This is a genomic window from Arthrobacter sp. 92 (assembly GCF_050260325.1).
In the GTDB taxonomy this organism is placed as follows: domain Bacteria; phylum Actinomycetota; class Actinomycetes; order Actinomycetales; family Micrococcaceae; genus Arthrobacter.
Genome location: NZ_CP189863.1, coordinates 4,103,836 through 4,130,434 on the forward strand (window position 1 = coordinate 4,103,836; position 26,599 = coordinate 4,130,434).

The following is a 26,599-nucleotide window of genomic DNA, read 5'->3' on the forward strand; positions in this document are numbered from 1 at the left end:
GCAAGAAAATGAAGACCACTCGAAAGCTCGCCCTCCCAATGCACCCGGACGTCGCGTTCAGCGACGAGCACCTGCTCCTCAATAGCGCCGCCTCCCAGGCTGCCGCCAAAGGGGCGACGAAAAGCGACACCATGGGCGGCGAGCCCATGCACTGCGGCGAGCCCATGCACTGCGGCGAGCCCATGAAAATGGTGGAACCGGAGCTCACCCGTCTCTTCTCGGACTCATCCACAGAAGCGGCCACAGCGGACGCCGGCGTCCCCGATTCGGGCCTTGCTGCCTACCTTCAGACCAGGGTGCGGCGTTGCGCCTGCGGATTCCAGATGGAACTTCCCTTCCAGCCGCAGAGCAGCAAAGAACCGCCGCTCCGCCAGCCGCACGTCGAGCTGCACGGCCTTTAGGCCGCGTCCTAAACTTCATCACATAAGCACGGAAGAAGCCGGTGCGCCGGCCAGCCTTGGGGGCTGGCTGGCACACCGGCTTTGACGTTCCGGCTTCTTCCGCTTCGGGCTCTTCCAAGGCACGACGGCGGCGGAGACTTACGCCGGGCCCGGACTCACACCCGGGGGAGACTCACTCCCGGCGGGGATGTTCCCCACGCGTGCCCATGGCATCAGGTCCCAGGGTGTCGCAGTCCAGAGGCTCACGGCGTTGCTGGCCGGCGGAGTTTCCGTCATCCCGAGTTTGGCCGCGACGCGCTTGGACTGCTCGTTCCTGGGATCGATTGTCGCGGAGACCGGCCCTCACCCACAAACCGCATGACCTCCTCGTCCGCGCAAAGTTCGGCGAATTCGTCAAGATCCGCCGTTCCAAAATGGCGGGCCATCAATCTGTCGGTTTCGAACATCATGGTGAAACCCTAGCGCCCGCTCCGCTCACATCCTGAGATGACCATCTCAACATGTGAATTTTGCCCTTAGACTCCGAAGCATGAGTGGTTATTCCAACCTGCAGCCCTTCGTCGGCTGGGCCTGGTGCGCCAACAATCTTGCGGACATCGTTCTGGCCGATACCCGCTGGTATCTGGACGGCGCCTCGGGAAAGGACGCCTACCACGCCGGCCATATCCCCGGTGCCGTCTTCGTCGACATGGACCAGCACCTCTCCGGGCCGGCCTCGAAAGAAGCCGGCCGGAACCCGCTGCCCCATGCCCGGGTTTTTGCGAGCGGGATGTGCGAAACCGGCATTAGCGACTCCGACGTGGTGATCGCCTATGACGACGCAGGGGGCGTCATCGCGGCCCGACTCGTATGGATGCTTCGCTCGCTGGGTCGCAAGGCCGCCGTCCTTGACGGCGGAATTGCCAGCTATCCAGGGGTCCTGGCCACAACGGCTTCGACAAGGTTGAGTGCCCACTTCCCGGCTCAGGCGTGGCCCCAGGCGCTGCTTGCGGACATCTCCGCGTCGTCCTCGGATAAATACAAGGTCATGGACGCACGGAATCGCGACCGGTTCGAGGGACGCCAGGACCCCATCGACCCCCGCCCCGGCCACATTCCCGGCGCAGTGAATGTCCCCTGCCGGGAAAACCTCGACTCAACAGGACGACTGTTGCCAGCCCAACACCTCCGCGAAAACTTTGAGCGTGCCGGAGTCGTCTCCGGCGAGAACACCATTGCCTATTGCGGATCGGGCGTCACGGCCTGCCACAACCTGCTTGTCATGGAGCACCTGGGGCTGGGCAGGGGCCAGCTGTTCGTCGGCGGCTGGTCCCAATATGGACACGCTACTGACAGGCCGGTCGAGACCGCCTGAGCACCAGGCCTAGCGTGAAAGGGACTTCATCCCGCGCCGGGAGAGCGCGGAACGCTCGCCGCAGTTGGTGCACGTGATGCGGTAGTCCTTGGACAAGGTGAAGATGGGGATGAAGAACACGCTGAATTTGGTGGCCCTCTCCTCCAGAAGATGTTCCGCAAAGAGCCCGCAGCGCCTGCAGGTTGTGGCCCGGCCGGGCAATGCCCTCAGGACCGTCCTTACGCCGAAGAGAATGAGCATGCCTCCCCCTTTCCACTGCTCGCACTAATTTAGTAAGCAAGCTTAGGATAGCTGAGACCGCCGGAATCCGCCCCATTCGGAGCCTCCAGATCCCGCGCCGGAACCCAACCGAAGCACCCAGCCAAACCGCCGTCGTCGAAAATAATTAGCAAGGGTACTTACTATTCATTAGTAATCATGCTTACTATTGGGGAGCCAGCAGTGCTGGTTCTTGATCAGCAGCTGACCTTCTTGGAAAGAGAGCGAAGATGACAGAGAACCAATGGCCCAAAGACGGAAGCCGCGGGGCTTTCCCGGCCACGTACCAGACCACGGATCCTTACGCCTCCGCCGCACCGGAAACAGACATTGTGCCCGAAACAGACTTTCCGGACGCCAAATACGCGGACGCCGAATACGCGGACACCGAATATGCGCCCGCTGACGTTCCGGTCACGCAGTACCCCATAACCGAGACGGCGCCGCCCGCCTACCAGCCCGCCCAGCCGGCCTCAGGCTGCTCAGCCCCGTCCAAGACGGACACCGCCACGAGTGAAGCCAAGGATGTTGCCCACCAGGCAGCCGGCTCCGCGCAGCAGGTGGCCCAGACGGCCAAGGCCGAGGCCGGAAACGTTGCCGCCGAGGCAAAGTCGAACGCCAAGGATCTCCTGTACCAGGCGAAGTCGGACCTGACCGAACAGGCCGGGACCCAGCAGCAGAAGGTGGCCCAGGGCCTCCACTCCATTTCCGGGGAACTGCGCACCATGGCCAATGCCTCCGATCAGCCCGGTGTCGCCACCGACCTGGTCCGCCAGGCAGCCGACCGTTCGGCGTCCATCGCGTCGTGGCTTGAGGGCCGCGATCCGGGTTCGCTCCTGGACGAGGCCAAGTCCTTCGCCCGCCAGCGTCCCGGCACCTTCCTGCTGGTGGCTGCCGGAGCCGGCATCCTGGCCGGACGGCTTGCCCGCAGCCTGAGCGCAGGCGCTCCCGAGTCAAGTACCGGCACCAGCGCCCGCACCACCGGCACCACGCCCCGCACCGCCGCACCCCAGGCAACCCAGCTGCCCGCACAGGAAACCGTGATTGCCGCCGGCGCCGGAGACACCTTCTTCGATGAGCCCGTGGTGGCAGGCGGGTCCTACCCCTCATCCGCTCAGACGCTTCCCGGCGGAACCGCCGGAGAGACCTCCCTGCGCGAGTACAACGAGGACCAGTACAACCGCGAGGCCCTGCGGGAGAACCTGCGGGACGACGCCCTGGAAGGCAACAGCCCCTTCCCCGGTAGCGAGGAGCGCGGCCAGTGAGTCACCACATACCCGAGGCACCCCACGCGGAAGCGCATGTGAAGGCCGAGACCACCTCCCTGGGAGATCTCCTGGGCGAAGTCACCCGTGACCTCTCCACGCTGATGCGCCAGGAGGTGGAACTGGCCAAGGCGGAGCTCAAGCAGACGGGCACGCGGGCCGGGAAGGGCGGTGGCATGCTGGCCGGCGCGGGCGTGGCGGGCCATTTTGTCCTCCTCTTCCTGTCCCTGGCGCTTTGGTGGGCGCTGGGTACGGTGATGGGGCTGGGCTGGTCCGCCGTCGTCGTCGCCGTTATTTGGGGCATCATTGCCGCCGTCCTGGCGTCCATGGGACGCAAGGAGCTGAGCGCCATCAAGGGCATGCCCCAGACCGTTGAGACCCTTCAGGAAATTCCCCCCACCCTCAAGCCGAGCGAGGAAACACGATGACCGAAAACCCGGACGCTATCCGCGCCGACATTGAAGCAACCCGTATGCGGCTCGGCACCAACGTCGACGCCGTGGCGGACAAGGTGACGCCGTCGCACATCGTGCAGCGGCAGACCGACAAAGTCAGGGACGCGGTCTTTGGCGCGAAGGAGAAAGTTATGGGATCTGCCCACCACGCCAGCGCCGGTGTCCATTCAGGGGCCGACGGCGCCGGGCAGGCTTTTAGCGACGCCGGTTCGGCTATCGGGGACGCACCGCAGCAGGTGAAGACCAAGACGCAGGGCAACCCGCTCGCCGCGGGCCTGATCGCTTTCGGCGCCGGCCTGCTGGTGTCGTCCTTGATTCCGGCCAGCGACAAGGAACGCGAGGCGGCCGATGCACTCAAGACGGCGGCTGAGCCCATGACCACGGAGCTGACCGACGCCGCCAAGGATCTGGCGCAGGGGCTGAAGGCGCCGGCGCAGGAGGCCATGGAGAACGTCAAGGCAACCGCGGCCGACGCCACGGAGCACGTCAAGGGCGAAGGCCAGAATGCCGTGGAGGACGTCCGGTACCGGGCAGAGGATGCCCGGGACAACGTCCAGCAGGCGTGATCGTGATGAGTTGAGTTGAGGGAGGCCGCTCCGCCGTTTTGGCGGGGCTGCCTTGCCGTTGGACGGCTGGAACGGCCCGCGGCGATCGCACCACCGTGCCCCAGACGCGGTTGTCCCGGAAGGACGAATTTCAACACATGGCTTGGGCTAATGGAAAGAAACCGGACCACTGGTCAACCCACCGGCTGCTCTCGACGGCGGCCCGCTTGGATGAACGCAGGATCAACCGCTGCCTCTCGGGCCTCGGACTCACCAAGGCATCCTTCGATGCCCTGGACTCGGTGGCGGAGACGGGGCCCTTTACGCAAAGCGGCCTGGCTGATCAGCTGGGCGTCACGCCCCAGAGCCTGGGGAAGGTGCTGGAACGGCTTAAGGAACTGGGCCTGTTGACCAAGGAGCGGGGCTCCGTGGACGGCCGGTGCAGGAGCATCCGGCTCACCCAGCGCGGCAGGTCCGTGCTGCGCACCGCGGACGAGCTGGTGCGGGGAATCCCGCGCCCGGATGCGGCCGCGGAGGCCGAACTCAGGCGCCACCTCTCCCGGCATATCGACCATTTGATGGAGGGCGAAGACCGCGCCAGGCATGCCTGAGGGTGCCAATCCGGGCAGTAAGGCAAGTGCGTTGCTTCGTGAGACTCGTCTAGCAGGATATTGTCGGGAATAAGAACGGCTGCCCAATCCAGATGTTGCCGGCGTTTACGGTGTACAGGCCCCTGACCTGGTATGTCCACGTTACTTTCGGGCCTGTAAGAGTAGCCGTATACGCGCCGCCAGTTCCCACGGCGGTGTCGACGGTGGCCACGGGTCCTCCGGTGTTCGTTACTTCTAAGCGGAAAGAGTTCGCGCCCGGGACTGAACCATTCTGGGTGACTCTGATAGTGAGGGTTCGTCCAACACAGGTTGCCGTAGCGGTTGCTCCCACCGGCACAACCAGGCTAAGCGTGGAAGTGCTCATCCTGCCACCCGCACTCCCAATAAAAGCAGCCTGGGCAACGCCGGCAGTGATCACAAGCACCGTCAGCGCGGTCAGGAACGCCGCGGCGCGCGCGAAGCCAGACGGCATCACCCCGGGTCGGCTCAGGGGCTCACGCACAAGGTCGGGTCTTCCTCTCACTTCTGCGTCCTCGATCTGGCTTGGCAGGGTTACGCGGCTATTCTCCACCCGCGGGCACTTTCGCGGCCGCCGTCCCTCTTGTCGGGGGCTTCCTCCAGATCGTGTCCAGAAGCATAACGACCAAAACAGCCGGCGCTCCGTACATCAGAGTGTTCAACAGAACCGGGTCGCGGAGGGTCCTGATGGCCGCGCCAAGGTAGGGGATGGTGGCGGTGTGGACGTCGATTGATTCGCCTTGCAGCGTTGCGGTCCACGGATCTTCCGTGTTGTTCGCGTCCCCCTTGGTTTGCACCGTCGTGGTGCCGTCCGCATTGCGCATGATCTTCACGACTCGATGCGTTTCCACACGGTGATCGTCAACCGGGATCCGGTACGTGATGATGTCCCCGGTCTTCAGCGCATTGACGGGGGTTGGGACTGTGACCACAACATCCCCGGGACTAATCAGTGGAGACATTGACCCGGTCAGCATCGTGATGGTCTGGTAGCCCAGCACCCTGGGACCCACGGCAAGGAATAGGAACACAGCAACAGCGGCCAGCGTCGTCGCCGTCGCCGCTAGCTTGGCCAGCCGAACCATCACCTTCATCCCGGTATCTGACCTGCGGGCGCGCTGGCGGCCGACAGAAGGTGCGGCCGGGGTGTGCGGCTGCCGAAGGTCTCTAACCAGCGAGGCGGTCATGGCGGCACTTCCGTTTCGACGAGTACCCTCCGCCGCCTCCCTGCTCAAGGGATGCGGCGGAGGACTGGTTGGTGGGTTGATTACTGGTTAGTGCCGGAGCGCTGCGTGCCCGTGAAGTCCAAGGCTATTGTGCTGGACTGCGCCTGAAATCCGTTATCCGCAGCGGAAGGCAGGGACAGCGTGACCCGAAGGTTGTCGGTCTTGTTTGCCGCCAAGGAGGTGAGATTGGTCAGGGGCATTGCGGACCCGATGACAGGGCGCGGGGCCAGAACCTGCGTAGTGGTCACCGAGCAAGTGTAGGTGTAGGCAGGTGCCGTGCCCGCCTCGACCCAGCCGGTTGAGCAACTGTCAATAGACAACTGGAGGCCGCCCGCGTCGGTGTCCAGCTTGGAGGAGGTGGGCGCCGTTGTGGAGAGGGTGATCCCGGCCAGACCCTGGTTGCCAGCGCCGTTGGTCAACGTCAGCGCGCGCTGCACGGTGTCCCCAGGTACCAGGCCTGAAGCGGCCACGCTAAGGCGGTTGGCAGCACCCGTGGCGCCCAGAGCGATGTTGACCGTACCTGATGCAATGTTGGTGTTGGCCGAAGTGCTGGACACGAAGGCACCGTAAGTACCCATGCCTGCCACGCCGGCAGCCGCGCCAACGAGGGTGAGGGAAGCAAGAACTCTACCGGTGGTGGTTGTCAGGCTGAGACCCATGAGCTTCCATTTCCGTGAAAGGGACCGCGTCACGCGGGCCGTTGACTACTGGCCCCGTCGGCCAGCCGTGCCAACATTGCCGTGCTGTCATCAAAGGTCGACTACGCATAGGCTCAAGATTCGGTCAAGACTTGGTCCTCCGATCAGCGCCAGGATCGGACAGGGCTCATACCTCAGGGACTAAAGGGAAGAGAATCGGTGCCGTGGTACTTCGTCCGTCCTAGAACCTCATCAGGGCGGCGGCCACAACCCCCACGGTCACGGCCAGCAACACCGCCAGTAGTGCGTAACGGGGCCACTTCGGGCCGGAGCGGTGCGGGTTGATGTCTACGTAGGGCACTACTTACGGATCCTTACGGGAACTGGCTTCGCCTGGGCACGCTTCAGCTGGAGAATGCCGTATAGGAGGGTGAAAGGAACAAGGAGGCTGATCATTAGAGCGGTCAAGGAAAGGACATACTCGCTGGGTGTCATGGATACCTCCGGGATGCGTCGTCGCGTTCGGCTCAGGCCCGCTACAGATCCGGCTTAACGTCAGCTGCTAAATTCAGGTCCCCCACGGACTGCTCACCACCCTACCCACGGGTAGGCGATCGTGTCCAACTCCGCGGTGGCGTGGCTGCGGGCTTTAGCGTTGCAAAGCAATCACAACGACGACGGCGGTGGCGAGGGCCAGCACCGCAAGCCCAATGCGGGTCAGGACTTGGAGACGTCGCCTCCGCAGTTCACGCCGGGAGTCCAGTCCATTCACACCGCGCTTGTATTTCCTCATGCGCCGGATGTTACCCGCGCATGCTGTGAAGAACCTCGGCGGCCGGTTCGGGCGGCATGCTCTGCTGGTCAAGCCAGGAACGGACGGGGTAGGGGTCATCGGCAACGATGTTCCTTGCCACGAAGCGTCGGATGGCTTCTCTAATGGCGGTTATCATGCACCTACGCTAAGAGCGGAGGGCTCCTAGTCCCAGAGTGGTCACTACCTGCCTATGTCGCTCCGACCACTCGGGTTGGGCTCAGCCGAGTACTTGTTTTTACCCGACGGCGGCGAGCGCGGCTTGGAGCGCTGGCATAAGCTTGCTGTTCCGGCCCCAGACTGGGTCGAAAATCTGCAGTTCAAAGCAATCCACCAGGGCCTTTGCAAGCGTTTCATTGCTCCAGTCGCTGTAAGCCTCGAGGGAGTAGGACGGACCCCCCGACCTTCCAAGCCAGGTGAACTCCCTGTCGGCCTCGAGCGTCACGCAGATCTGCCCGCTCCCCGATTCGCCCGGAGGAAACACAAGAACCACCAGTTCCGTTTCAACGAGCAGTGCGGAAATCGTTGCAGCGCTCTGCTCGGAACAGCGGCCTGTAACGAAGGCCCGCTGACCGTAGCCCCCGGAAATTGCGGCGCCGGGCTGTGAGTCGTCGGTGAGGAAGCCAAGCCTGTTGATGTCGGCCAGAGCCTGGCTCATGGGGCCGGGCTGCCCCGCTGGCTGTTGTACCCGGTATCCCGGGACATACCTGAAGCTTCCTTCAAGCCACCGGGCCGTCAGTTCGCAGGCACCCTCCAGCGTGGTGCAATTGCGCCAAGCATCCTCATCAGGCACATCTTCAAACACAGCCCACCCCATCCGTTCCGGTTACTCGCTTCCTGAAGATATACCACCTCGGGGCAGACCCTCGAGCTTTGTGCGCTATCACTTTTTGTCAGGCGACCATGGGTCCGCGCTTCCACCTAGTGCTGCGCGCGGGTCTCCTGGAGGCGTTTGATGAACCACCGCGACTGTTCAGGGCCGTAGGGCAGCACCGGGATGGCCTTGGTGGCGTCGCTGGGAGTATCACGGATGGACTGGATGGCCTGGCGGACGGCTGTGCTCATGGTGTTGGCCATGGTCTTGACGAACTGGTCGCTGCAGGGGTTGCCGTGGCCCGGAACCAGGAATTCGTAGCGGTGCCGCAGCGCGGAGAGGTGCCGCAGCGCATCGGCCCAATCCTCGGGGTAGGAATCTTCGAAGGAGGGGTGCGAGCCCTGCTCCACGAGGTCCCCGGCGTACAACGTGGTGGGGGTGCCCACAAGGAGATCGCCGTCGGTGTGGCCGCGGCCCAGGTAGAACAGGGTGGCGGTCTGACCGCCAAGGTCCACCAGGACAGGCTGGTCCTTCACGATTGCGTTGGGAACCACAAGCTCCGCTTCCGCGCCCTCGCCGGCCGCCATTTCCGGCTCGGCCGAGGCGACCATGCGGCGCTGGCGGTCACCGTTCTCCTCGATTTCCGCCGCACAGTTCTGGTGGGCATAGAACTCGGTGACCCCATCGTCTGCAAAGACGGCGTTGCCGAAGAAGTGGTCGTAGTGGGCGTGAGTGTTGACCACCACGAGGGGCAACTGGGTCTTTTCGCGCACAGCCCCAAGGATCTCGTGACCCTGCCGGGGGCCGCCGCCGGTGTCGATCACCATGGCGCGTTCTGTTCCAACAACCAGGCCGGTGTTCAGCAGTGAACCTTGGGTGGCCAGCACATAATTGTTGGGGCCAACCTCAAGCCATCGTGACATTATTTCTCCGTTGTTCCGGCGAGTACTTGCTAACTTCAGGCCTCGATTCTACCGATCACGACTGCACTTATCCGCGAGGCCGGGGGCGGGTTTCATCGCGTTGGACGGGAGCGCGAGACATTCGCGGAGTGGCTTACCTCGGTAACCCTGGCGAAACGCCTAGGTGCTTATGAAGTGGCCATGGTCACTAAACAACAGCCCGTCCGCGATACTTTCGATGATTCGGGTTTCGACCGCCGCCCCTTAAGCGGGTAAATTCGGAGCTAGTGCAGCGTCGCCGCTCATTTTCCCAAGAGGCTGGAGGACGGCATGATGACCAGTACGCATCTTCTCGAAACTCTGGCTCCCTCACAGAAAAGCACGCGTTGGTTCCTGAAGACTGTCAGTGCCGTTGCCACGCTTCTTATCGTTTGGGCCGTAGCTGGCCTTTTTCTTTACGTAGCCCCACAGGCTGACAGCCCGAAGCACGCGGATGTGTTGTTCGTGCTCGGCCCGCCCGACCAGCGAATGGAGCACGCGGAAGAGCTCATGAAGCAGGGGTACGCACCGACGCTAGCCGTCTCAGTTCCGTTGGGGAAGGATGGCCGGTTCGACGCCCCAATATGTGGCTCGAATCGCCCATATAGAGTCATATGTTTCAACCCCGAACCGTTCACCACGCAAGGGGAGGCCCGCGCGCTCAGTGATCTGTCCTTAAGGTATGGGTGGAGGAGCGCCGACGTGCTCACGGCCCAGTTCCACTTGGCCCGAGCCCGAGTCATCTTGGACCGGTGCTACGCGGGCGACCTGACCATGGTTGCCGACCGGAGACGCTTGCCCCTATTTTCCGCTTCAGACTTCACGGGTTCCTGGATTTACCAGTACATGTACCAGTCAGCGGCGTTCGTCAAGGTTGCCGTCAACCCGGGCTGCTGAGGAAGCCGTCGTATGGTCGCCACAAATTGCCGGCGCACCGTCTCACTCCATTCGCAGCGTCAAGTAGTGGTTAGCTCAGATGTCCGCCAACACAGATCCAGGGTTCTCCATCGCATCGGCAACGTAACGGAGGAAGCCGCCGGCCGCTGCTCCGTCACAAACGCGGTGATCGAACGTGAGCGTTAGCTCGGTGACCTTGCGGACAGCCAGTTCGCCGTCCACCACCCAAGGCTTCTCGATGATGCGCCCCACGCCCAGGATCCCGACCTCGGGGTGGTTGATGATCGCCGCTGAGCCGTCCACGCCGAACACGCCGTAGTTGTTCAGCGTGAACGTCCCGCTGCCCAGTTCGGTGGGGGTGGCCTTGCCGTCGCGCACGACGGCGGTAAGGCGGCGGATCTCCGCGTCCAGTTCACGGGCGCTGAGCTTGTCGGCGTTCCGCACCGAAGGCACCATCAGACCGCGGTCCGTCTGGGCCGCGAAGCCGAGGTTGACGCCGCTGAACGCGACAATCTCCTGCATTTCCCCGCCAGCGGTGTCCTCGGTGGTGACGATCCTGGAGTTCAATTCCGGGAACTTCTTCAACCCTGCGGTGACGAAGCGGGCAATGAAAGCCAACAATCCCGGGGTGTTGTTCGGATCGGACTTCTTCAGTGCGGCACGCATCTCCACCAGCGCCGTCGCATCAACGTCCACCCACACCGTGGCTTCCGGAATTTCGGAGCGGCTGCGGGACATGTTCGCGGCAACAGCCTTGCGGACGCCCCGGACCGGGACCCGTCCCACAATGCCCAGCCCGGTGCGGGCGTCAATTTCGGATCGTGAAGTCCAAGTGGGCTCCACGGACCGGACCACCTTGCGCGGGGCTTCGACGGGCTCAACCGCCGGGCCTGGCTTGATGGCCTCCTCGACGTCCTTGCGCATGATCAGCCCGCTGGTGCCCGAGCCCTGAAGTCCACCCAAGTCAATCCCATGATCTCGGGCCATCTTGCGCACCAGCGGGGAGATCACCGCGCCAAGCTTCCCCGGAACCCGGGTGCGAAGCATCGAAAGGTCCACATCCGGTGTCTCCGGCTGCTCGGTTTCGGCAGGCTCGATCACCGACAGTCCGGCGTGAATCTTCCGCGCCCTGGTGCGCCGGGCTGTGCCGGCGCCACCGGGCGTCCCGTAGCCGATAAGCACATTGCCCGAGCCCGCCTTTTCTTCCTCGCGGTACGTTTCAGCAGCGGTGGTCTCGGCTTCAGGCTTTTCGACGGGCTCAACCTTCCCATTCTCAGCAGGCCCGGTTTCGGCAGCCACTGCCTCCATAGCTCCGGCGGGTGTCACGGAGATGAGTGGCTTTCCGACGTCGAGCGTCTGTCCTGGCTCGCCGTGCAGAGCGGCGACGGTGCCTGCATACGGTGAGGGCACCTCCACCATGGACTTTGCGGTCTCGACTTCGGCGATGGGCTGGTCCACACGGATTTCATCGCCCACGGCGACGAGCCAGTTCACCAGTTCGGCCTCGGTGAGGCCTTCGCCGAGGTCCGGAAGGAGGAATACTTTCGGTTCGCTCATGATCAGTCTTCCCACTGGAGGTCGTCGACGGCGTCGAGGATGCGGTCCACGCCGGGCAGGTAGTAGTGCTCGAGCTTCGGCGCCGGGTAGGGCACGTCGAAACCGGTGACGCGGCGGATGGGCGCGGCGAGGTAGTGGAAGCAGCGTTCCTGGACCCGGGCCACAATCTCGGAGGACACCGAGGCGAAGCCGTGGGCCTCGGCGATGACAACTGCCCGGCCGGTCTTGCGGACGGAGGCGCAGACGGTCTCGTCGTCGAACGGAACGATGGAGCGGACGTCGATCACTTCCAGCGAGCGTCCCTCCTCCGCGGCTGCGGCGGCGGCAGCCAGCGCCGTCGGCACCGATGGTCCGTAGGCGATAAGCGTCGCATCGGTCCCGGGGCGGGCGACGGCGGCGCGGCCTTCCGAGGACCTCCCGTGCTTGGTGTTCGATTCGTGCTCGGCGCGGAGGGCTTCCAGGTCCACCAGGTCCTTGGACCAGTAGAGCTTCTTGGGTTCCATGAACATCACGGGGTCATCGGAGTCGATGGCTTCCCGGAGCATGCGGTAGCCGTCCGCCACAGTGGCCGGAGTGAAGACCTTCAGGCCGGCTGTGTGGGCGTAGTAGGACTCGGAGGAATCGCAGTGGTGCTCCACTCCCCCGATCCCGCCGGCGTACGGGACGCGGATGACCATGGGCAGTTTAACGGCGCCCTTGGTGCGGTTGTGCATCTTGGCCACGTGGCTGACGATCTGTTCGAAGGCCGGGTAGGCGAAGGCGTCGAACTGCATCTCGATCACCGGGCGCATGCCGTTCATGGCCATGCCAACGGCCATGCCCACGATGCCGGACTCGGCCAGCGGGGTGTCGAAGCAGCGGGTCTCGCCGAAGGTCTTGGTGAGCCCGTCGGTGATGCGGAAGACGCCGCCGAGCAGGCCGACGTCCTCGCCGAACACCAGCACGGACGGGTCGGCGTGCATCGCGTCCGCCATTGCGGTGTTCAGTGCCTTGGCCAGCGTGACGGTCTGCGGGCCGGATTTTTCGGCCGATGCGGCTGCCTTTGCGGCGGCGCGGGCGGTTGCGGCGCTGACGTTGCCGTTTGCCTCGGAGGAGGTGGTGAGGGTGGGGCTCATTTTGCGGCCTCTCCGGTGTGTGCGTCGCGGGCTAGTTCGTCGGCGAGCATGGCGGACTGTTCCTTCAGTTGGGGCGTGGGAGTGGAGAACACGTAGCGGAAGAGATCCTGGGGATCCACGGGGACGTCCTCCCCCAGGCCTTCGCGGAGCTGGGTGGCCACTGCCTCGGCTTTTTCGACGATCCGGGCGGCGCCGTCGTCGTCCAGGAGTCCGCGGTCCGTGAGGTACGTTTTCATCCGCTTCAGCGGATCCTTGGCCACCCACTGCGCCACTTCGCTGTCCTGGCGGTAGCGGGTGGCGTCGTCGGCGTTCGTGTGCGCCTGCATGCGGTAGGTGTGGGCCTCCACCAGGAGGGGGCCGGAGCCTTCGCGGGCCAGCTTGACGGCCCGGTCCAACACGGCGAGCAGGGCGACGACATCGTTGCCGTCCACCCGTTCGCCGGCCATCCCGTAGCCCACGGCCTTGTGCGCGAGCGACGGCGCCACCGACTGGTGGGCCAGCGGCACGGAGATGGCGTACTGGTTGTTCTGGACGAAGAAGACAACGGGCAGGTGGAAAACGGCGGCGAAGTTCAGGGCCTCGTGGAAGTCCCCTTCGCTGGTGGCGCCGTCGCCGCACATGGCGAGGACCACGGTGTCCTCGCCGCGCAGCTTGGCGGCGTGGGCCACCCCGACGCCGTGGAGCAGCTGAGTGGTGAGGGGCGTGCATTGGATGCCAACCTTGTGCTTGGCGGGGTCGTAGCCGCTGTGCCAGTCGCCGCGGAAGAGCGTCATGGTCTGGACGGGATCCACGCCCCGGGCCATCACGGCCACGGAGTCGCGGTAGGTGGGGAACATCCAGTCGCCGTCGGACAGGCACAGGGCGGCCGCCACCTGGCAGGCCTCCTGACCGTGGCTGGAAGGGTAGACGGCCATGCGGCCTTGCCGGACTAGTGCCGAGTTCTGGTCATTGACGCGCCGTCCGATGACGAGCTGCTCGTACGCGGCCAGCAGCTGGGCGTCGCCGGGCAGAGCGTATTCGTGGCCCGGCTGGGCGCCCTGCTCGGTGTGGGGGTTCAAGCTGCCGTCCTGGTCCACGATCTGGATCGGATGCCTGGCGGGCAGCATGTAGTCCTCCACCGTGATGCCGAACTTGCGCACGGCCTCGGCGGCGGCGCCTTCTGTCACGTGCTCTGATGCAGCCTGCTGGGGAGCTACCTGCCCAGGCGCATCATGGTCCGCGGAGATCGTCATTGGTCCGTCCTTCTATAGCCACTATTCGTTCCCAGTATCATCCCAAGGGAACTTTCGTATCCAGTCCCGGCCGAAATCGTGGAGATGTTGAGATTTTGCGCCTATTCTGGAAGACGAATCGTAAGTGTGAGCTGCGTTACGGGCGGGAGTTGTGGACGAATGGCAGAAGCAGACGCGGAGCAGGTGGCGGTGCCGCTGGACGACGTGGACCGCAACATCATTGCGGAGCTCACCAGGGACGGCCGGATGTCCGTGACGCAGGTGGCGGAGAACGTCCACATTTCCAGGGCGCACGCCTATACGAGGATCGCGCGGCTGACCGGCGAGGGAGTCCTGACGAAGTTCACCGCACTCGTTGACCCTATTAAGGCCGGGCTCAAATCGTCGGCTTACGTGACCCTGAAAGTGCGGCAGCATTCCTGGCGGGAACTGCGCGAACTGCTGAGGGCCATCCCGGAGGTGCACCACATTGCCTTGGTGGGCGGCGACTTTGACGTCATATTGCTTGTGCGGGCCGTGGACAATATTGACTTGCGCAGGGTGATTTTTGATCAGCTGCAGTCCATGCCCGGGGTGCTGGATACGCAGACGTTTTTGGTGTTCGAGGACGTGGATACGCGATGATGCAAGGCCGCAGCGCGGCCGCTTCCCAAGAAAGCCCGTGAACGCTGCCACCCGGTATCAGACCCTCGGATTCACCACTCCGCCCGTTCTATCTTCATCTTTCTGAGCTGCGGCGGAGATTTCGGACAGTGGGCCCTCTTCAAATGGGGGTCAACCGAAAGTAGGGATCAGAATGACCGCATCACGCAAAAGATTTACCCCGGAGTTCAAGGACGAGCTGTGCCGCGAAGTAATCAACACGTCCAAGCCGATCAAGGACGTGGCCACCGCGTACGGTGTCGGCCCCGAGACGCTCCGCAACTGGCTGGCCAAGTACCGCGAGGCCAACGGCGGCACGGAGGTGGATCTGACGGTGTCGGAACGGGCCCGGCTGAAGGAACTTGAGCGTGAAGTTCAAGAGCTGCGGGCAGGGACGGCCTTCCTGAAAAAGCCAGCGCTTACTTCGCACGGGAACAGCGGCGGTAGTGAGCAAGTACGAATTCATCGATTCCCAAAAAGCTGAGCCCGCCAACCTGAATTCGGTGGTGAACATGTGCCGCTGGTTGGCCGTCTCGACCTCCGGTTTCTATCACTGGGCCACCCGTCCCCAATCGGCCACCGCTCAAGAATACCGCCGCTACAACCCGGATCGAGCAGTCCGCGATCTGGCACTCCGACCGGGGCAGCGTCTACACCTCAAGCGATTTCAGGGCCCTGGTGGCCAGCCTCGGTATGCGCTCCTCGATGGGACGCGCCGGCGTGTCCCTCTTAACCGGCTAATGCGTTCGTTTCTGCAGCTCAGCGACACGCCATTTCACCTACCTTTCCCGGTGATCTGGATCACTTCTGGTACATCTGTTTTTCATGAGCAGCGATGGCGATCTGCGGCTTGAGGAACGTGACGGCGGCTGGGCATTGGCCGGGCAGGATGCGCCGCAGTTCAGGCTCGTGGATGAATACCTTGCCTATCTGGCGGACCGGAACTACTCGCCGAGGACGGTGCGTTCCTACGGGTATGACCTTCTGGCGTTCTGCCGGTGGCTTCTGACCACCGGGCAGCCACTGCCGGAGGTGGGCACGGAAGTGCTGCTGGGGGTTTCTGCGGGCCTGCCATGAGGCAAAAGTCCCGGGCAGGGTCGGGCCGAATGTGATCAGGTTGTCGGGCCGCCGATTGGATCAGTACGCCGCGACGACCATCAACCGAAGGCTGGCCGCGATCTCGGGCCTGTTCGCCTTTGCCTCGATGCGGGATCCGGAGATGAAGAACCCGGTTCCCAGGGGCCGGGAGGCCCGTTGGCTTGCCCCCGGTGAGCGCAGTGGGATGCTGGCGCACACGGTCCGGCGGCAGAAGAGCCGTTCTCCGCTTCGGCTGCGGGAGCCCCGCCGGCTGCCTACGGCGTTGCCCCAGTCCGATGCGGCTGAGCTGCTGGGGAGTTTCCGCACGTGGCGGGACCGGGCGATCGCTGGCTTGATGCTCTACTGCGGGTTGCGTTCGGCCGAGGTGCTGGCCCTGGACGTCGCGGACGTCGACATCGGCGGCCGCTGGCTGCAGGTGGTCGGCAAGGGACAGCGGGAACGACGGGTGCCGCTTGACGTGGACGTGGCTTCCGTCATCCAGGTGTATCTGCTGGCCGAGCGGCCCGAATCGGTAAGTGGCCGCCTGTTTCTCGTGGCTAAAGGTCCGAACCGGGGCCAACCGTTGACAGCGGCCGGGCTGCGTACGGTCTTCCGGTATCACCGCGGCGTGACGGGAATCGTTGGCGGCCACCCGCACGCATTACGGCATACGTTCGGGACCGCACTGGCCGAGGCGGGCGTCGATCTGGCGGTGATGCAGGCCTTGCTCGGCCACGCCCACGTCGACACCACTGCCCGCTATATCCATCTGGCTCCGGCCCACGTGAAAGCAGAGTTCGATGCCGCTCGCGATCGCATCCGTTCCCAGCAGTGACCCGCACGCCGCGTATCTGGAGTACTTGCGGCGGACCGGGCGGGGTAACACCGCCTACTCATCGGCTGCCAGGACATTCTTCCAGCGGTGGCCGGACCCGCAGGAGTGGGCGGCCGAGCCGCTGCAGGTGCGCCTGTCTGCCGGGGCTGCTACCCGGCCGATCATCACTTTCCTGATGCTGCACCAAGGTCTGCGGCCGGGCTATGACTACTTGCTGGAACGCAAGCTCTCCAGTATCTGGCGCGAGGTCAAAGACTCACCCCTGACGGTCGACCTCGACCGGTTCATGACTGCGGCCGCTGACTTGGGATTCACCGACCGGGTCCGGTTCGCCACCGGCTCCCAGGTGCCGGTCCGGCTGCTAATCCAAACCGGCCGGCGCCTGGAACAGCTCACCCTGGCTGATCTGGCCGAATTCACCGCAGCCTGCCAGGACAGGCAGGAACGCACCGGTAAGGGCCACGGCCACTACCTGTCGGCGGTCAGCAATGCCCAGCGGGTGCTGTTCCACCTTGGAGTCCTCGATGGGCTGCCCCGCGGCGGCGGCCCGGTCCCTTTCGCCGAGCGGCTGGCACAGGTTCAGCCGCCGATCCGGGCGACGATGATCTCCTACCTGGACCGCAAACGCGCGACCTGCCAGCCGAAGACCGTCTCAACGATCGCGACCCGGCTCAAGCACTTCGGCGTGTTCCTGGCCGTCCTCGACCCAGATCTGGAATCGGTCGCCGCCCTCGAACGAACCAAACACATCGAGCCCTACCTCACCAGCATGGTCGACGCCGTGAACTCCAAGAACGGGGAGACCGTCACCGCGGCCGACCGGTCCCGGCGGGTGCTCGCGCTGATGGGCTTCCTGACCGACATCACCGAGTGGGACTGGCCCGAAGCGCCACGGCGCAAGCTTCTCTTCCGCGAGGACATCCCCAGGCTCCCGCAAACGCTGCCTCGTTATCTGCCCGTTGACGTCGACCGGCGCCTCACCCAGGCCCTGACCAAGTCCCCGGGAAACGAGTTGGCCGCGGCCGCCCTGCGGCTGCAACGTTCCTGCGGGCTGCGGATCGGGGAACTGCTCGACCTTGAACTGGACTGCGTCCACGAAGTCCCCGGCCACGGCAGTTGGCTCAAGGTCCCCCTCGGCAAGCTGGACACCGAGCGGATGGTCCCCCTCGATGAGGAGATCCTGGACCTGATCGACCACATAGCCGACATCAGATCACCGGGGCGGCCGCTGCCGCACCCCCGCTACCGCCGCCCGGCCCAGTTCCTGTTCACCCACCACGGACGGCGGCTCGCGCAAAGCGCGGTCCGCGCCGAACTCGACCGCGCCGCCGGCGCCGCCGGGCTCGAACACATCACCCCGCACCAGCTTCGCCACACCTACGCCACCGCCCTGGTCAACGCCGGCGTCTCCCTGCAGGCACTGATGGCGCTCCTCGGGCACATGTCAGCCGAGATGAGCCTGCGCTACGGACGGCTGTTCGATGCCACCGTGCGCACCGAGTACGAACGGGCCCTTGATCTGGCCAAACAACAGGCCCTCACACCCCTCAGCGGCCGGACCAGTCTGCCGCTCAGAGACATCACCGGCGGAAAGGATTGGAAAGACACCCCGCTGCTGAAGTCGCGCATGGCCGGTGGATTCTGCCTGCGGGCACCGGCCCAGGGCGCCTGCCCCTACGCAAATATCTGTGAGCACTGCCCCAGCTTCCACGCCGAGCCCAGCTCACTACCGATCCTTGCCGCCCAACGCGTAGATGCCGACGCACTCGCCCGCGACGCCGAACAACGAGGTTGGATCGCCGAAGCCGACCGACACAAACAGCTCATCACCCGACTCGACACCCTGATCAACGAGGCCACCGCAGGATGACCAACACGAGCACCCTCAACAGCGTCGAACGCGCCTGCGCCGATCTCCTCCGGAATGGACAGGCAGTGACATTCACCGCCGTGGCCGCCCACACCGGCCTGGGCCGCACCACTCTCTACCGGGACCCCATAATCCGGGCCACCATCGAGAACAACCGCCACCGCGCAGCGACCGGCGGCACCCTCGCCGGCCTCACCGACGAGATCGCCACGCTCCGCGCCGCGGTCGAGACACTGGCCGAAAGGGTCCGGCGCCACGAAGAGCAACTCCGGAAACTGGCCTCCCGAGAAGGCTAAATCCTTAACCGGCTAATCGCCGACATCCGGGCACATTAGCCGGATAATGGCGGGACAACAGCATGGCCGAATCGTTCTTCTCCGCCCTGAAAAACGAGCGTGTGTACCGGACTGTTTACCCGACCAAATCACAAGCACGGAGCGACGTCATCCGCTACATCGAGGGGTTTTACAACAGCCGGCGCCGTCACTCCGCGCTCGGCTGCCGGCGGCCCAACGAAGTCCACTATGGGCATCAACAGCCAGCCTTGGCAGCGTAGAAGAATCCGCTAATTCCGCTGTCCGAAATCACCGTAGCAGCTCGGTGTCGATGGCATCCACGTCCGCTTCGTCACGACAGCCGGGCCGGCCTGCTCCTGGGCATCGAAACCGGTGGCGACCTCACGGGTTGTCCTGATTGCGGCGTCGTTGCGGTCGGGCACGGCCGACGCCAGGTCCGGCTCCATGACGTTCCGTGTTTCGGCAGGCCGGTGCGGTTGCTGTAGGCCAAGCGTGTCTGGCGTGGCCCGGACCCGGACTGCCACCGGACAACGTTCACCGAGGAGCACCCGCTGGCCGGGCCACGGGCAAAACTCACCGCCCGCGCCGTGGCCTGTGCGACCGACGCTTTGCAGCGCTTCGACACCTCGGTTTCCGCTCTGGCCCACCAGGTTGGCGTCTCCTGGCACACGGTCTGGCACGGGATCAGGGCAGAGGCCGGACGGCGGATCGGCGCCGCCGGCCGGTTGAAGGGTGTGGATGCGCTGGGCGTCGACGAACATGTCTGGGCTCATATCGGCCCGCCAGGCACGGGGATGGTCACCGGGATCGTGGCCCACACCCGTGACGCCCAGGGTGTGGTCCCGCCCGTCTGCTGGACCTCGTTCCGGGACGGTCCGCGAAGGCATACGCCGACTGGCTCAAAGACCGCGGCACCGGCTTCACCGCCGGCATCAAGACCGCGGCGCTGGATCCCTTCCGCGGCTACGTCAACGCGATACGCGACGAGCTGCCCGAAGCCATCACCGTCCTTGACGCGTTCCATGTCGTGAAGCTCGGCTCAGCCATGGTCGACGAGGTCCGCCGCAGGGTCCAGCAGGACACTCTCGGGCACCGGGGCCGCAAGGAGGCCCGCTCTACGGCATCCGCAGGAACCTGCAGGTCGGCGCCGAAAACCTCACCGACAAGCAGGCAGGCCGCCTTGACGCGAAACTCACCCGCGGGGATCCGGACCACGAAGTCACGCTGGCCTGGCAGTGCTACCAGAAGCTCCGCACCATCTACCACGCAAGGCCGGAACACGGCAGGAAACGTAACCGAGGTCATCGCGTCGTTCCCGGCCTGGCCGATCCCGGAAGTCGCCCGCCTCGGCCGGACACTCAAACAATTGTCCCAGGCCTTGGCCCGGTGGCCGTCCGGGAGGGCGGCGAGCTGGATCCAGAAGACCACGTTGAAGGTGAGGGCGGCGATGTTGACCCAAGCCTGATTTGCAGCGAAATCGAAGAACGGCAGTTTGCCCAGGCCGGTGTTTTCGAGGGTTTTGATCCTGTTCTCGCACCGGCCGCGGGCTCGGTGTCGGGCATCAAGGAAGGGTCCGTGCCAGCGCGGGGAGTTGGTCAGGAACGCGGTGATCCGGTGCCCGTCAACATCGAGCAGGGTCGGCTGCGCGCCGGGATGCAGCGGCTCGGCGCGCAGGAACGATATGGTGCCCGGCGGGTAATCGGTGAGCGGGATGACGTCGGTGACGTTGATGGACCCACGCGTCGGACCGGTCGTTTCCGGCCTGGTCCACGGCCGGCTGCCAGTTCTCCTTGTCGCTGATCCCGTCGATCATGTGCGCCTAACCGAACGGGAGGGTGTAGCTGGTGGAGAACTGCACGCCCAGACTGTGCAGGTGCCAGAGGAATTTCCGTGAGGCCCCGGCACTGTCGGTGCGGACCAGGACCTTCTCCCCAGCCAGAGACCCTGCCTCGTTGAAGAACCCCTCGGGCAGTTGGGCAGCGGCGGCGTGGAAGACCCGGATGTGGTCCTCGGCGCTGTTCGCTCCCGCGTTGCCGGGCCGCAGCACGGCGGCGAGGATTTCCGCGGAACCGTTGCCGGCGCCGTAATCGACGCTGGCGATAAAGGGGGCGAACCCGTAACCGCCCTTGTAGGTTCCGGCGACGTTTTCCTTATCGGAGTGCGAAGTCACGAACGTCGCGTCGATGTCGATGATCAGCGGATCCGCAGCCGTCGCGGCCAGCGCCGGGTTCCGGTGCCCGGCGGCGTTCCAGGTTCGGGTGCGCAGTTCCCGGGTGAGGGTTTCAAATCCGTAGCCGAACAGCTCCGGGTTTGCGACGGTGCGTTCGAAAAACCGGGAGACGGTCGCGTTCGACGCCAGGGAAACAACCAACCGGCCAGGCCGGTGCTTCGCGCCGGAAGGAACGAACTGGCCAAGCCTGTCCTCGCACAAACTGCCGAAACCCAGCGCATCCATGAAGCCGGTGAGAACCGAAATGCCGGCGTGGGAGATCAGCGACCGGCCGGTGAAACTAACTGGCAGGGACGGAAAAACGGCGGTAGACTTCTGCATCGAAAGGGTGCTCCCTCGCTCGGCAAATAACAGTCTCGACAACCACTATTTTCCCAGTTCAGAGCACCCTTCCCTGATTACCACGCCATCCCGACGACCCGCCATGAAAACCCCGGACTAGGTGTAATTCCCACGGACGTTGTGAACAGCGTGGCGTGATGTAAAGGGCGAGGGCCTCCGGTATCGATTTGGGTTACCACACTCATCTCGACGCCCAGGAGGCCCTCGTGTCTTACGTTACCCATGCCAACGCCGACCTCACCCCAAGGCAAGGGGGAAACTCGCCCTCCTGGTCCTCGAGGAAGGCTGGACCCTGCGCCGGGCAGCGGAACGCTTCCAATGCTCACCGGCGACGGCGAAGAAATGGACGGACCGGTACCGCGCCTGCGGCGAGGCCGGCATGGCGGACGCGCCCTCGCGGCCGCGCCGGAGCCCGAACCGCACCTGTGCCCGGACTGAGCGGCGGATCGTGGCGCTGCGGTTCAGCCGCCGGTGGGGTCCCCACCGCATCGCGGCCCACCTGCACCTGGCCCGTTCCACAGTCGGCAAGGTCCTCATCCGGTACCGGATGCCCCGGCTCGCCTGTCTGGACCGTGGTACCGGCCTGCCCGTGCGCAAGCCCGTACCACAACGCTACGAACACGAGAACCCTGGGGACTTGATCCACGTGGACATCAAGAAGCTCGGCCGCATCCCCAACGGCGGCGGCCACCGCGCACTCGGCCGAGCCAAGGGTCGGCGGAACCGCCGTGCTGGGACCGGGTACGCCTATCTGCACCACGCCGTCGATGATCACTCACGGCTGACGTACTCCGAAATCCTCAACGACGAGACGAAAGAGAGCGCATCCGCCTTCTGGCTCCGTGCCGTCGCATTCTTCGCCGCCCACGGAATCATCCTCAGGGCCGTGCTGACCGACAACGGATCGTGCTACCGCTCCCGGGCCTTCGCAGCCGCCCTGGGCCCGCACGTAAAACACCGCAGAACCCGCCCCTACCGGCCACAGACTAACGGCAAGGTTGAACGCTTCAACCGAACCCTCGCCACCGAATGGGCCTACGCCCGCCCCTACGCTTCAGAGGCTGAACGCGCCACCACTTACCAGAGCTGGCTACACCACTACAATCACCACAGGACCCATACCGGCATCGGAGGCAAAACCCCCATCAGCCGCGTTCACAACGTCCGTGGGAATTACAACTAGGTGATATTCCCCGACTGAATAGATCTGATCCCTTGGAATAGGTAAGGACCAGATGTGTTGCCGGTCAGGTTCGATCCCGTAACGAGTGTCCGTATAGACGTAGCGTCGTCGTAAACGCCAAACTGAGATGTTCCTACGCTGGAAATGCGGCTGCCACTTATAATCGTGTCCGTGCTGCCCACAACGGATACCCCGCCAAATCCTCCCGTTGCATTGATTCCCGTGAGAACGGTATCGGTCGCGTGCCCCACTCGCAGGCAACCTGACACAGAAGCAGCATTTCTAATGCCCAGCCCGATCACTGTGTTCCGGGCAGGTTTGATGAGGCCTCCGTAGTTCGCCTCCCCAATTACGAGGCCGGAGTCCGGAACAGTGTCAACATTCCCACCAATGACTGTGCAGTCTTGGGCTCCGATCAGTGCAACGCCATTACCTAGCACAGTTGAGTTTCGGACGACTGGCTGAAGGATTTCGATGTATTGGCAGGGGCCGTAGATTGGGCCTGTGGCGTCCTGCTTCACAGAGACAACTGAAACGCCGTCGTCCTGCGCCCCGATCACTATGGGATGATCCACGACGACGCGCAATGTGGCACGGGACAGATGAATGCCGTCCGCGAGGGTGTTCTGCAACTGTGGCCGTACAATTCTGAGATCTGTCGAGTTTAGGCTGAAGATTCCACATCCTTCCCCCCCGCTACCGGGTGATGAACTACCCACCCAGCAGTCCTCTAAGAGAACGTCCGAGCTGTTAAAGATGCTGATCAGGCCATACACGCTATTGCGCCCTGTCGCATTGGAGCTGATCACTTTGACGCCGTGCATTTGCACGTCAGATACCTCCGGCCCACCTCCGGGGGCACCAAGGAACAACCCGCATCCTGTCGCTGAGTGATCGGTCTGAAAATCTATCACAGCCCCGTGGCCGATGAGCCTTGCGCCAGTCCATGCCTGAAGACTTGCGTAAGATTTGTAGGCTAGGCCGTTGGCTGAACGAGGAATCATCAAGGGAATACCCTTGGTCTGGGCCTCCATAAAGAATCCTTGCAGGGCAGTCGTGCAGTCCGCGCCTCCGATCATATCGCTAGCGGTAACTACACGGGCAGGCACGGAGACCCGGCTGGCCTCGACTTGATCGGGCGAGCAGGCGGCGAGGGCTACGGTGGCGCCGAGGAGAATTGATCGTCGGTCCGGTGTCCTTGTCACTGCAAATTTCCAATCTGTTCAGATATCAATAACGCAACAACGCGTGCAGTGCCGAGACAGTGGGGGTTTGGTGTCGCCCGGCGGCTTGAGGCCGCTACCCTTGAATTCTAGGGGTCGTTGCAACACCCGCGCTTAGCTGGCTATCAGTAAATCACGTAGACGCTCGGCTGGGTGTCCCAGTCCAGTGTCTTGCGTGGTCGGGCGTTGAGTTCCTGGGCGACGTGCTCGAGGTCCTCTGGCCCGTAGGCGTTCAGGTCCGTGCCTTTCGGGAAGTATTGGCGCAGCAGCCCGTTGGCGTTCTCGTTGGATCCGCGCTGCCAGGGGCTGGCGGGGTCGCAGAAGTAGACGTCCATGTCCGTGGCCAGGCTGAAGGCCTTGTGTTTGGCCATTTCGGCGCCCTGGTCCCAGGTCAGGGATCCGCGCAGGTGCGCCGGCAGGGTGGCCATGGTCTTGATCAGCCCGTCGCGGACCGATTCGGCGGTATGGTCCACCGGCAGGTGCACCAACATCACGTAGCGGGTGGTGCGTTCGACCAGGGTGGCGATCGCCGACTGGTTGTAGGCTCCGGTCACCAAATCCCCCTCCCAATGGCCTGGGACGGCGCGGTCTTCGACCTCGGCGGGGCGTTCGGAAATGTTGATCATCGGATCCCGGAAACGGCTGGTGCGTTCCTCGGGCTTCCTGTGCTGCTTGCGGCGGGTCCGGCCGCTGCGCAGGGCCTCTTTGACCTCGCGTTTGAGTCCGCCGCGGGCCTGAAAGTACAGGGCCTGGTAGATCGTTTCGGGGCTCACGCGCATCTGCTCGTCATCGGGGAAGTCCTTGATCAGCGCCTTCGAGATCTGTTCCGGGGACCAGCGGGTGAGGAGCTTGGTCTTCACGTAGTCGTGCAGTTCCCCGGGTTCTGCCAGCTTACTGTCCTTCTGCCGTGCACGGGCCGCCGTGGCAGCCCGGTGAGCACCGTAAGGCCGGTAACCAAGCACCGGGTGGCTGTTGCGCTTGATCTCCCGGCTGATGGTGCCCACGGACCGGCCCAGCGCCCTGCCGATCGCCCGCATGGAGGTCCCGTGGGAGCGCAGATCCGCGATCCTCTCCCGCTCCTGCAAGGAAAGGTAGCGGGCGCTGATGGGCTGCTCCAGAGCTTCCAGCGCCACCGCGGCGGGTGCTGGCTCCGTCGCTGAGGCTGGCAGCTCCGGCGCTGCCGCTGCCGTCCGCTCTGGTGCCGCTGCAGGGGCCGGCGGTTCCGCGAATGTAGTTCTCACTTCCTGTTTATACGGCAGATCAGCTGCTTGACCTTGGGCCGCGGCCGTGTCCCTTGCAGCCTGTTGCCGGTCCCACACGTAGGAGCTCTGTTTGCTGGCGCCGACGGCGAGGGCGGCGTCCCTCCGGCCGGTTCCTTCCCGGCGCAGGCGCAGGTAGTGAATCTGCTTCGCCGATGAGCCTCGCGTACCGACGGAGACCAGACCGGCGGCCTTGGCCCAGTTGTGGCAGGTGGAGTGGTTCAGGCCCAGTTGCCGGGCTGCCGCGCTCACGTTGCCGACTTCGCGCAACAGACCCAGAAACTCCTCAATCACCGCCGTCGGGTGGCGCTGCGCCGGAACAGGCTTCACAGTCCTCGTGGCCCGTGGTTTTCTCGCGGCAGGATTGACCTTGCCGGCCCAGTTATGCGCGGTGCTGATGTTCAATCCCAGCTCCTGGGCCGCCGCAGTGATGGTGCCGGTCCTGTCCAGAACGGCATAGAAGTGGTCCTTGTCCGCCTGGCTGTACTGGCGCTGCGGCCTGATCCCGGCAGCGTTCGCCCACTTCTGGCAGGTACTCCTATTGACGCCGAGCTCCTGAGCCGCCTCCGCGACGGTTCCCAACCGCGCCACGGCGGACAGGAAATCCTGTCTTTGCGCACGGGTATGAGACTGCTGCTGACGCTTCACGGCAGCCCCAGACCAAGGCGCCGGTTCTTCCGGTAAAGGAGATTTTTCCCTTAAGCGGAGACTATTTTCTGATGGTGATTCCATGGGTGTTGCGACTCCCGATTATTCGGGGGTGTTGCAACGCTCACTAGAACTCGCCCAGCGGGCACATTCACTGGCCGCCGGTGGGCAGAAACTGATGGCCATTGACACTCATCGTCAATGAGGGTGTAGCGGGGGTGGGCGCGTCGGTGGCTGGGTAGGGGCCGAGGTCTTCCGGTGATGGAAGTTCCTACACTGCCCATCCGAAAGACCTCGACGTATCCCACCACGCTACCTTCGCGCCTCCTGACCTGACTAGGTTCTGCCGGCTTGATGAGCTTGGGCTGGAAGCTGCCGGGCAGCGTCTCGCCCCGGGCCGTGCGGTAGAGGTGCCGTTCGTGTGGTGGGCAGGGCATCGCCCGCGGCACGGTCACGCGGGCTCTCGCGCACGAACCGCTGGGCTGGCGGCCGACGACGCTGCTGGTGAGGGTCCGCGGGTACAAGTGCACCGGGTGCGGTTGGGAGTGGCGGCACGACATCTCCAAAGCGGCTCAGCCCCGGGCGAAGATCTCCCGTCGCGGGCTTCGTTGGGCGCTGGAGGGCATCGTGTGTCAGCATTTGACCGTCGCCCGCGTCGCGGAAGGCCTGGGCGTGTCCTTGCACACCGCGAACAGCGCGATCCTTGCCGGGGCAAGCGGGCGTTGATCGAGGACCCGGGCCGGTTCAACGGGGTGGCCGTGATCGGCGTTGATGAGCATGTTGTGCGGCACACCCGGCGCGGGGACAAGTTTGTCGGCTCTTCGTGGTTGATGGTGAAACCGGAAACCGGTTCCGA

Annotated in this window: 25 protein-coding genes and 6 pseudogenes; 17 read left to right on the plus strand and 14 right to left on the minus strand. The window is 64.3% G+C overall.

What is annotated here, in order from left to right:
* Positions 1–8 precede the first annotated feature (8 nt).
* Together ACP4XC_RS19045 and ACP4XC_RS19050 are read left to right on the plus strand one after the other, a co-directional pair.
* Complete coding sequence (locus ACP4XC_RS19045; protein ID WP_427172273.1) at positions 9–401, plus strand: hypothetical protein; 393 nt, start codon at positions 9–11, stop codon at positions 399–401.
* 529 nt (positions 402–930) lie between these two features.
* The gene (locus ACP4XC_RS19050) at positions 931–1,755 is read left to right on the plus strand and encodes a sulfurtransferase (protein WP_427172275.1); all 825 of its coding nucleotides are present in this window, start codon (positions 931–933) and stop codon (positions 1,753–1,755) included.
* A gap of 9 nt (positions 1,756–1,764) precedes the next feature.
* On the opposite strand, the gene ACP4XC_RS19055 is transcribed toward ACP4XC_RS19050, so the two are convergent.
* On the minus strand, positions 1,765–1,995 hold the full coding sequence (locus tag ACP4XC_RS19055; RefSeq protein WP_427172276.1) for a zinc-ribbon domain-containing protein: 231 nt from the start codon (positions 1,993–1,995) through the stop codon (positions 1,765–1,767).
* A gap of 248 nt (positions 1,996–2,243) precedes the next feature.
* On the opposite strand from ACP4XC_RS19055, the gene ACP4XC_RS19060 reads away from it, so the two are divergent.
* From ACP4XC_RS19060 to ACP4XC_RS19075, 4 genes are all read left to right on the plus strand, one after another.
* On the plus strand, positions 2,244–3,278 hold the full coding sequence (locus tag ACP4XC_RS19060; RefSeq protein ID WP_427172277.1) for a hypothetical protein: 1,035 nt from the start codon (positions 2,244–2,246) through the stop codon (positions 3,276–3,278).
* The gene (locus tag ACP4XC_RS19065) at positions 3,275–3,706 is read left to right on the plus strand and encodes a phage holin family protein (protein ID WP_427172278.1); all 432 of its coding nucleotides are present in this window, start codon (positions 3,275–3,277) and stop codon (positions 3,704–3,706) included. The genes ACP4XC_RS19060 and ACP4XC_RS19065 overlap by 4 nt, the downstream gene beginning before the upstream one ends.
* Positions 3,703–4,299 (plus strand): DUF3618 domain-containing protein, encoded by a 597-nt coding sequence (locus ACP4XC_RS19070; RefSeq protein WP_427172279.1) that lies wholly within the window; start codon positions 3,703–3,705, stop codon positions 4,297–4,299. Before ACP4XC_RS19065 ends, ACP4XC_RS19070 begins: the two co-directional genes overlap by 4 nt.
* Positions 4,300–4,436: 137 nt before the next feature.
* A complete protein-coding gene (locus ACP4XC_RS19075; protein ID WP_427172280.1) occupies positions 4,437–4,889 on the plus strand; it encodes a MarR family winged helix-turn-helix transcriptional regulator in 453 nt (150 codons plus the stop codon).
* A 560-nt stretch (positions 4,890–5,449) separates the two neighbouring features.
* Here ACP4XC_RS19075 and ACP4XC_RS19080 read toward each other — a convergent pair.
* The 6 genes from ACP4XC_RS19080 to ACP4XC_RS19105 form a co-directional block, all read right to left on the minus strand.
* Positions 5,450–6,094 carry a signal peptidase I gene (locus ACP4XC_RS19080; protein WP_427172281.1) on the minus strand — a complete coding sequence of 215 codons (645 nt, stop codon included), beginning with the start codon at positions 6,092–6,094 and terminating at the stop codon, positions 5,450–5,452.
* A gap of 80 nt (positions 6,095–6,174) precedes the next feature.
* Positions 6,175–6,792: a TasA family protein gene (locus ACP4XC_RS19085; protein ID WP_427172282.1), complete on the minus strand. Its 618-nt coding sequence runs from the start codon at positions 6,790–6,792 to the stop codon at positions 6,175–6,177.
* A 628-nt stretch (positions 6,793–7,420) separates the two neighbouring features.
* Complete coding sequence (locus tag ACP4XC_RS19090) at positions 7,421–7,564, minus strand: hypothetical protein (protein WP_427172283.1); 144 nt, start codon at positions 7,562–7,564, stop codon at positions 7,421–7,423.
* A 10-nt stretch (positions 7,565–7,574) separates the two neighbouring features.
* Entirely contained in the window at positions 7,575–7,721 is a 147-nt protein-coding gene (locus ACP4XC_RS19095) for a hypothetical protein (RefSeq protein ID WP_427172284.1), read from the minus strand.
* Positions 7,722–7,820: 99 nt separating this feature from the next.
* Positions 7,821–8,399, minus strand: coding sequence for a DUF6919 domain-containing protein (locus ACP4XC_RS19100; protein ID WP_427172285.1), 579 nt, complete (start codon positions 8,397–8,399; stop codon positions 7,821–7,823).
* Between the two features lie 104 nt (positions 8,400–8,503).
* The gene (locus ACP4XC_RS19105) at positions 8,504–9,319 is read right to left on the minus strand and encodes an MBL fold metallo-hydrolase (RefSeq protein ID WP_427172286.1); all 816 of its coding nucleotides are present in this window, start codon (positions 9,317–9,319) and stop codon (positions 8,504–8,506) included.
* A gap of 309 nt (positions 9,320–9,628) precedes the next feature.
* On the opposite strand from ACP4XC_RS19105, the gene ACP4XC_RS19110 reads away from it, so the two are divergent.
* Positions 9,629–10,234 (plus strand): YdcF family protein, encoded by a 606-nt coding sequence (locus ACP4XC_RS19110; RefSeq protein ID WP_427172287.1) that lies wholly within the window; start codon positions 9,629–9,631, stop codon positions 10,232–10,234.
* A gap of 75 nt (positions 10,235–10,309) precedes the next feature.
* On the opposite strand, the gene ACP4XC_RS19115 is transcribed toward ACP4XC_RS19110, so the two are convergent.
* The 3 genes from ACP4XC_RS19115 to pdhA are packed head-to-tail and all read right to left on the minus strand — an operon-like array spanning position 10,310 to position 14,138.
* Complete coding sequence (locus ACP4XC_RS19115) at positions 10,310–11,791, minus strand: dihydrolipoamide acetyltransferase family protein (RefSeq protein WP_427172288.1); 1,482 nt, start codon at positions 11,789–11,791, stop codon at positions 10,310–10,312.
* Positions 11,792–11,793: 2 nt separating this feature from the next.
* Positions 11,794–12,906 carry an alpha-ketoacid dehydrogenase subunit beta gene (locus ACP4XC_RS19120; RefSeq protein ID WP_427172289.1) on the minus strand — a complete coding sequence of 371 codons (1,113 nt, stop codon included), beginning with the start codon at positions 12,904–12,906 and terminating at the stop codon, positions 11,794–11,796.
* Positions 12,903–14,138 (minus strand): pyruvate dehydrogenase (acetyl-transferring) E1 component subunit alpha, encoded by a 1,236-nt coding sequence (pdhA, locus tag ACP4XC_RS19125; RefSeq protein WP_427172290.1) that lies wholly within the window; start codon positions 14,136–14,138, stop codon positions 12,903–12,905. The genes ACP4XC_RS19120 and pdhA overlap by 4 nt, the downstream gene beginning before the upstream one ends.
* 159 nt (positions 14,139–14,297) lie before the next feature.
* On the opposite strand from pdhA, the gene ACP4XC_RS19130 reads away from it, so the two are divergent.
* The 7 genes and pseudogenes from ACP4XC_RS19130 to ACP4XC_RS19160 all read left to right on the plus strand — a co-directional run.
* Entirely contained in the window at positions 14,298–14,762 is a 465-nt protein-coding gene (locus ACP4XC_RS19130; RefSeq protein WP_427172291.1) for an Lrp/AsnC family transcriptional regulator, read from the plus strand.
* 172 nt (positions 14,763–14,934) lie between these two features.
* Positions 14,935–15,364 (plus strand): annotated as a pseudogene (locus ACP4XC_RS19135) (transposase); the annotation flags it as partial.
* Positions 15,365–15,605: 241 nt separating this feature from the next.
* A complete protein-coding gene (locus ACP4XC_RS19140; protein WP_427172292.1) occupies positions 15,606–15,857 on the plus strand; it encodes a site-specific integrase in 252 nt (83 codons plus the stop codon).
* A 55-nt stretch (positions 15,858–15,912) separates the two neighbouring features.
* A complete protein-coding gene (locus tag ACP4XC_RS19145; protein WP_427172293.1) occupies positions 15,913–16,692 on the plus strand; it encodes a tyrosine-type recombinase/integrase in 780 nt (259 codons plus the stop codon).
* The gene (locus tag ACP4XC_RS19150; protein WP_427172294.1) at positions 16,658–18,562 is read left to right on the plus strand and encodes a tyrosine-type recombinase/integrase; all 1,905 of its coding nucleotides are present in this window, start codon (positions 16,658–16,660) and stop codon (positions 18,560–18,562) included. The genes ACP4XC_RS19145 and ACP4XC_RS19150 overlap by 35 nt, the downstream gene beginning before the upstream one ends.
* On the plus strand, positions 18,559–18,858 hold the full coding sequence (locus tag ACP4XC_RS19155; protein ID WP_427172295.1) for a DUF6262 family protein: 300 nt from the start codon (positions 18,559–18,561) through the stop codon (positions 18,856–18,858). Before ACP4XC_RS19150 ends, ACP4XC_RS19155 begins: the two co-directional genes overlap by 4 nt.
* Positions 18,859–18,911: 53 nt before the next feature.
* Positions 18,912–19,118 (plus strand): annotated as a pseudogene (locus ACP4XC_RS19160) (integrase core domain-containing protein); the annotation flags it as partial.
* Positions 19,119–19,127: 9 nt separating this feature from the next.
* Here the strand turns inward: ACP4XC_RS19160 and ACP4XC_RS19165 are convergent.
* A complete protein-coding gene (locus ACP4XC_RS19165) occupies positions 19,128–19,745 on the minus strand; it encodes a hypothetical protein (protein WP_427172296.1) in 618 nt (205 codons plus the stop codon).
* On the opposite strand from ACP4XC_RS19165, the gene ACP4XC_RS19170 reads away from it, so the two are divergent.
* The gene (locus ACP4XC_RS19170) at positions 19,712–20,323 is read left to right on the plus strand and encodes an ISL3 family transposase (protein WP_427175164.1); all 612 of its coding nucleotides are present in this window, start codon (positions 19,712–19,714) and stop codon (positions 20,321–20,323) included. The genes ACP4XC_RS19165 and ACP4XC_RS19170 overlap by 34 nt on opposite strands.
* Here ACP4XC_RS19170 and ACP4XC_RS19175 read toward each other — a convergent pair.
* Positions 20,227–21,409: pseudogene (locus ACP4XC_RS19175) on the minus strand (transposase); the annotation flags it as partial. The gene ACP4XC_RS19170 and the pseudogene ACP4XC_RS19175 overlap by 97 nt on opposite strands.
* A gap of 227 nt (positions 21,410–21,636) precedes the next feature.
* Between ACP4XC_RS19175 and ACP4XC_RS19180 the strand changes: the two are divergent.
* Positions 21,637–22,613, plus strand: a pseudogene (locus ACP4XC_RS19180) (IS481 family transposase).
* Here ACP4XC_RS19180 and ACP4XC_RS19185 read toward each other — a convergent pair.
* Positions 22,610–23,647 carry a hypothetical protein gene (locus tag ACP4XC_RS19185; protein WP_427172297.1) on the minus strand — a complete coding sequence of 346 codons (1,038 nt, stop codon included), beginning with the start codon at positions 23,645–23,647 and terminating at the stop codon, positions 22,610–22,612. The pseudogene ACP4XC_RS19180 and the gene ACP4XC_RS19185 overlap by 4 nt on opposite strands.
* Positions 23,648–23,950: 303 nt before the next feature.
* A pseudogene (locus tag ACP4XC_RS19190) lies at positions 23,951–25,224 on the minus strand (IS30 family transposase).
* An 851-nt stretch (positions 25,225–26,075) separates the two neighbouring features.
* Between ACP4XC_RS19190 and ACP4XC_RS19195 the strand changes: the two are divergent.
* Positions 26,076–26,558: pseudogene (locus ACP4XC_RS19195) on the plus strand (ISL3 family transposase); the annotation flags it as partial.
* Between the last annotated feature and the right edge of the window lie 41 nt (positions 26,559–26,599).